Raw genomic sequence first — 5,721 nt, forward strand, 5'->3', positions numbered from 1 at the left:
ATCTCCGCCTATGCCTATGTAACGCCGACGTCAACCTGACGCCGCCAGATTTGTGCGGATCTCCAGCACCATCGACACTGGCTAGTTAGCTTTGTCAAATCGAGCACTTCTGGCAAGAAATCGAAGTCCCGCTCTGCAAACTTGGCCATCACATCGCGAGCCAGTCGCCACTGATCACCGTGGTCGAGCGACTCTCGGGCGAAATCTAGTCGGCGCTCCTTGCTGAATCCGAGCAAGTAATTCTCGCCGAGATTGAACGCAATGAACTCGAGCAAGTGATCAACATTGAACTGCTGTATCGAACTTTCTGGCGCCTCGGAGTCGTCGGACTCATCGTCCGGTCGGAACGGATAAAAAGGGTGGAGATCGAACTCGGTATACAGTGAAGCCCTGCACGGCGACGAGGCGACAGCAGCGAGAACGTCTCGAAGGGCCGTGGGGTCATTGTGGTGAATCGCCGTCGTGATCATGTCTCCGATCAGCGCCTTGAACATCAAGGTATTGAGACCTCCGGTATGGACTAGCGCCTGACCCAGAAATCGGACTATGGCGTCTACTACGCGACGCGTATTGAACTTGCCGTCGCAGTAGGAGAGAACCCATAAGCATTCACCGATGTTCTCAGTGACTTGAGAGGCATTCAAGAGCTCAGGCCATTGATCGATGGCATCTATCAAGTTTCTGTAAATGCCGCTCTGGACAAAGAATGGATCCTTCGCACAGGGGTAGTCTGCGAGGTAGTGCTCAATGAGATCTAGATCCGCAGACGTCGCGAACTCCGCGTAGTGCATCAAAGTTTCGGACCGGGCCGCATTGCGCAAATCAACAGAACTCGTAAGATTCCTGCTTCGTGATTTGATGAATTGCGGTGTGCTCGCGAGAAGTGCCTCCACATTGAACCGATTACCTTGGAACACGGGTCCGTACTCTGGACGGAAACTGGCGCAGTCGACTACCGATTCGGCGATCATGAAGCTGATTGAATGGAGGTGCGAGTACGGCTTGCCGTTGTTGCCTGTGAGCGGTTGATCCCACGCGGGAAAGGCCGACAGGATCTGATTGCCTCGTACCTGAACGCGGATCCGCATTGCCGTGAAAAGGTCGTTCAATGCGGCGTAACCGTAAAGGACGCCATCAGGTTTCTCGGGCCTGATGGCGTCGGACAGTTCACGGTCAAGATTTGTCAGTGCTTCACCGATCGCGTCAATGATGTTGTCCTCCGTGTACGTCACGGGGAAAAGCGTCTTCCAAAGATAGCCCGACTTGTAGTAGTTGTCCGGCTGCTGCGTGATTGCGGCGGCAGTTTTGGTGAACATGCACCTAGGAATTCTGAGCGTGATGACGCCATTTTGGAGCTCCCGCGCGAACCACCAAGCTTCGTTGATCCCCAGCCGAAATTCCATCAGGTGCACAACGTTGGGGTGCAACGCCAGAAATTGCTTCCACCCATCGTACGTGTGCAGGCCGCCTGACAGCACTGTCTCTTGGCTTTTGCCCGTCGGAGTGGTGACAGGACGAATTGCCGTGTTACCTGAGATGATGTGAACCAGCGATTCTCTGCTGAGTTCGTACTGGCCTGCGTTGCCTAGCTGCAGCGGGAAATTTTTCGACATCGCTCCTTACTACTCCCTTCGTGCTCGGATCTATTCCTAAAATTTTCTAGTTCTGCCGAATCGCAGCTCGCCTATTTAGAGCATGTCAGATCGATCATCAAGCCGTGGTTCGTGCTCGGTGGACTCGCGGGGCTCGCAGCCTTGTCACATACTCACTCTTTAACCCTGAGAGTCCTGTAGTTTACATACTTAAGGACACGATGGCCGCTATGCAACTGGGTCGCGTGATTGGACGCTCGACGATGATCGCTATCAGGCGGTTCAGATTCTAGAGTTAAACGACTGCAATGGGTTGATGCGCGGCCTTTGTCCGGGGTTTCTCCTGTCGCATCGTGAACAACCGGTTTCTGGCCCGCTTCGGACATCTGCGGCACCGGTAGAAAATGGCCGCGAAGACCGAACAAATTGCCGGTCGAATCATGAGTCGAATGTCCGCCCTACTGGCTATCAGCCGTCCAAATCAGAGGTCGTCGAACGGCAGGGTTGGGTCGTCTGCTGCCACCCGCCCGTTGGGCGCTGCGAGATGCACTGCCGTTTGAGGCGGGCGACGAGCTGACGTTGGAGTCATTCAAGCCCGGGCGACCTAACTTCAAAGGAAGAAGGCTTGTTACGCTCAGGTTGGGCACCGCGGGCACGCTGAAAGTCATTTACTCTCGATGCCCGCGCCGCGATGTAGCTCACGCGAGGGAGGAGGGCTTACGTCGCACCTTATGCCACGCGAAACTGACCAACAGCGCTTGCCAGTTCGTTGGCCTGGGTTTGCAATGCCGAAGCTGCGGCCGCCGACTCTTCTACCAGCGCCGCGTTCTGCTGCACCATCTCGTCGAGCTGCGCAACGGCACGGTTGATTTCCTGGATGCCGCGCGTCTGTTCGTCAGCCGCGTTGGTGATCTCGCCGATGATCGTGGTGACGCTAGATACTCGGCCGACGATGTCGTTCATCGTCTCGCCCGCTTGCTGTACCAGCGACGCTCCGGCTGAGACGCTCGTCACGCTCGAGTCGATCAGTCCTTTGATTTCCTTGGCTGCCTGCGCGCTGCGCTGAGCCAGCGTACGCACCTCACCAGCCACGACGGCGAATCCGCGGCCATCCTCGCCCGCGCGTGCCGCCTCGACCGCAGCGTTGAGCGCAAGAATATTGGTCTGGAACGCAATCCCCTCGATGACGCCAATAATGTCGCTGATTTTCCCGGATGAGCCTTCGATTTCCCGCATCGTTGAGACGACGTCCGAAACGACGGAGCCGCCACGGGATGCTGCGCTCGCTGCGGTCGTCGCCGTCTGGTCGGCTTGGCGAGCTGCGCTGGCTGACTGCGTCACCGTGGACGTGATTTCTTCCATTGAAGCGGCTGTCTCCTGCAAGCTTGCTGCAGCCGATTCGGTCCGACGCGACAAATCGTGATTCCCCGAGGCGATCTCGTTGGCGGCATGGCGAACGGCTTCACTGGTGTCGCGGATCTGCACCATGACACTGTTGATCTTGCCGACGAACGCATTGAAAGAGCGAGCGATCTGCGCGACCTCATCATCGCCCGTCGCGGGCAAGCGCTGCGTGAGATCTCCGCTGCCCGAGCCGATGCCCTCCATAGCGTCTCGCACCTTTGCGAGTCCTCTGAAGGCCGCGCCAGTGACGGCACCAATGATGGCGGCCGCGATCGCAGCGAGCACGGCAAGGGAGGCGATCGATGCAGTGAGCAGCGAACGCATACCGGTCGTCGCTTCCGACTTGTCGAGCGCAACGAGAGTCAGCCAGTTCGTTCCTGACACCGCGCGAGCACGCACCAGCTTCGTAGCACCTCCGACGGTCGCCTCAATGGCGGTCGATTGTTGATCGGAAGCTGCCTTGATTGCGTCCGCCGTGAGTTCGTTGGCGACATCCGTCAGGGGTTTGAGCGTCAGCTTCGCATCAGCGGCCGCAACGATATGGCCACTGTTGTCGACCAGCATGCCGAAGCTTGCGGGCGTCGGGTGGATCGACTTAATGTTCGCGACGACGCTATCCATCGCGACGTCGCCTGATACGACGCCTTTCACTGCGCCATCGCGGATGATTGGCGCAGCAAAGGCGACCACGAGCTTACCGGTGCCGACGTCTACGTAGGGCGGCGTCACCACCGGCTTACCGGCCTCTACCGCCTGTTTGTACCAAGGTCGTCCTGTTGGATCGTAATCGGAAGGAATGCCGGTCGGATCCGAAAACTTCGCTGTTTTGTCGGCGTAGCCGACATAGACATTCGTGAAGCCGCCTGCGGATGCCACTTGTTTGAGAAAGGGTACAGGATCAGAAGTCAGCGCGGCGTCTTCGACCGAGACGATCATCTGCGTTTTCGATGTGACCCATTCCTCGATACCCGCCTCGTGGCCGGTAAGGACCGCCGTGAGGCTGGTTTCGATGGAATCGCTGTTGTAGCGATGAGCAACGCTGTAATTGACGCCCGTATTGACGGCAAGACCGCCAACGACAATAGCGAGAGAAGCGGCAAGGACGCGACTGCGAATCGAAGAAAACATGTGAGCCGTGGAAAGATCTGGAATGGCTCAGTTAACGGCACGCCGGGCGCGCTCTTGACCCTACGCGGGTCGAGAACCGCAAGGCGCGAAAAATCCTGCACGCCGCTGCGGCCCTATGATGGCTGGCATCATTTGCGTCGGCAACGCTCAGTGCGACTTAATCTTGCCATCAGCGATGGCCTTCGCGAGTTCGTCGGCAAGAGCCGCTTGCACCGACGCATGCTTTTCTCGCACGGCCTCGGCGTCCTTCGTAAGTTCGGGAAGGTCATGGACCAGAGATGCGATCTCTGCATCCCGTGCGGCGGCCAACTCCTCCAGATTCTCAGGCCGCAATGCGCGTTCAAGGAGTCCTGCGTCAATGCCGAAATGCTTGCTGATAGCGTCGCAAGCATGTACGAGCGCGAACGACACTTGCTTTTCCTCGTCCAAGCCTTTGCTCTTAGGGCAGAAATAGCCGGCGTACAAAACGTCGCCGACTATCTCCGTTGCCACCCAGTCTATGAGGTCCTCTTCGAAAGCTCGCGTGTCGGTGCTGGCTGATGCAAACATGCGCAGCGCGTCCGCCTTCGATACCTCTCGCGAATAGATCTCGACGCGGCCACCGCCGGCCACAGCGTCGACCCAAACCAGGGCGCTACCGGCGTTCGACACGTTTGCCCCCTCTCGTCGGGATCAAAAAAGTTCCTTTTGGGCGAGCGCAAGACCTATCGCTTCATTTTGTTCCGCCGTCAAGTTTCTGGCTTCGACGCGCTCTCGCTGATGATAGATCATCGTTCCGTACACGTCCGCCAGCATCCTTGCTCGCGGGCAGACAGCAAAGTCATCCGTCGCCGCCTGCCGCGATCGCCAGTAGTTGATGGCGTTCTCTATATCAGTGATCGAGTACTCGTTCATGCTGCTAGCTGCCGTTGCTCTGTCAGGTGACGGATGATATTACTCTTCGTCGCGTTTTGTCTGCTATGCGTCGACGAGCGCCATTTTTCTGATGAGTGGCGGCAACGGCTCGACGCCGCCGGCGTCGCCCAATGCTCACTAGGCCGTGAGCGTTGGGTGGGCAACGTGCTAGTGCTTTACTTCGCCTTCCAATTCGTGGGCCAGTTCCTCAGCCAACGCCGCCTGCACGGCGCGGTGCCGTTCACCAGCTGCTTCGGCGCTAGCCATGATCTCCGGACGGTTCTTGCAGAACGCGGCGAGTTCGGCCTCTTTCACAGAGGTAAGCGCGGCTATGTTCGCGGGTTCCAACGCGCGCTCCAGCGTTTCCGCTTCGATGCCAAAATGCTCGCTGATAGCAGCGACTGCATGCGAGATTGGAAATGATACATCCTCGTGGGCGTCTTTATCGCCGTCAACGAAAAAATAGCCAGCGCAAAGCAGGTCGCCTTTGACCTCGGCTGCGAGACGCGAGGCAAGATCGTCCTCGATTGCTCGCCGGTCGTTGCTCGCGGAGTCGAACATGCGCAGCGCCTCTTCCTTTGTCGCTTCGCGCGAGTAAATTTCAACGCGGCCACCTCCGGCGCGTTCTAGACATCATGTATGGACCTGCCGCACCTCAAGGTACGCGGATTAAGCTTGAGGTAGGTTACGCCGCGGCTCAGAG

Annotated in this window: 5 protein-coding genes; all 5 read right to left on the reverse strand. The window is 57.9% G+C overall.

Annotated elements, in window-relative coordinates; genetic code table 11:
• Positions 1–14: 14 nt before the first annotated feature.
• Positions 15–1,613, reverse strand: a complete 1,599-nt coding sequence (locus tag AWB67_RS34165; RefSeq protein ID WP_087660393.1) for a hypothetical protein — start codon at positions 1,611–1,613, stop codon at positions 15–17.
• A 708-nt stretch (positions 1,614–2,321) separates the two neighbouring features.
• Positions 2,322–4,124 (reverse strand): methyl-accepting chemotaxis protein, encoded by a 1,803-nt coding sequence (locus AWB67_RS34170; RefSeq protein WP_087660394.1) that lies wholly within the window; start codon positions 4,122–4,124, stop codon positions 2,322–2,324.
• A 147-nt stretch (positions 4,125–4,271) separates the two neighbouring features.
• A complete protein-coding gene (locus tag AWB67_RS34175; protein ID WP_087660395.1) occupies positions 4,272–4,775 on the reverse strand; it encodes a hypothetical protein in 504 nt (167 codons plus the stop codon).
• 21 nt (positions 4,776–4,796) lie between these two features.
• Positions 4,797–5,018, reverse strand: a complete 222-nt coding sequence (locus tag AWB67_RS34180) for a DUF3717 domain-containing protein (protein ID WP_087660396.1) — start codon at positions 5,016–5,018, stop codon at positions 4,797–4,799.
• Positions 5,019–5,186: 168 nt separating this feature from the next.
• On the reverse strand, positions 5,187–5,579 hold the full coding sequence (locus tag AWB67_RS34185; RefSeq protein WP_087660397.1) for a hypothetical protein: 393 nt from the start codon (positions 5,577–5,579) through the stop codon (positions 5,187–5,189).
• Positions 5,580–5,721: the final 142 nt, after the last annotated feature.

Source organism: Caballeronia terrestris (assembly GCF_001544515.1).
GTDB classification, from domain to species: Bacteria; Pseudomonadota; Gammaproteobacteria; order Burkholderiales; family Burkholderiaceae; genus Caballeronia; species Caballeronia terrestris.

Bases quoted from the DNA above. Each gene is read 5' to 3' on its own strand.
- AWB67_RS34170 (WP_087660394.1), bottom strand. From the start codon at position 4,124: ATGTTTTCTTCGATTCGCAGTCGCGTCCTTGCCGCTTCTCTCGCTATT.
- AWB67_RS34165 (WP_087660393.1), bottom strand. From the start codon at position 1,613: ATGTCGAAAAATTTCCCGCTGCAGCTAGGCAACGCAGGCCAGTACGAA.
- AWB67_RS34180 (WP_087660396.1), bottom strand. From the start codon at position 5,018: ATGAACGAGTACTCGATCACTGATATAGAGAACGCCATCAACTACTGG.
- AWB67_RS34185 (WP_087660397.1), bottom strand. From the start codon at position 5,579: ATGTTCGACTCCGCGAGCAACGACCGGCGAGCAATCGAGGACGATCTT.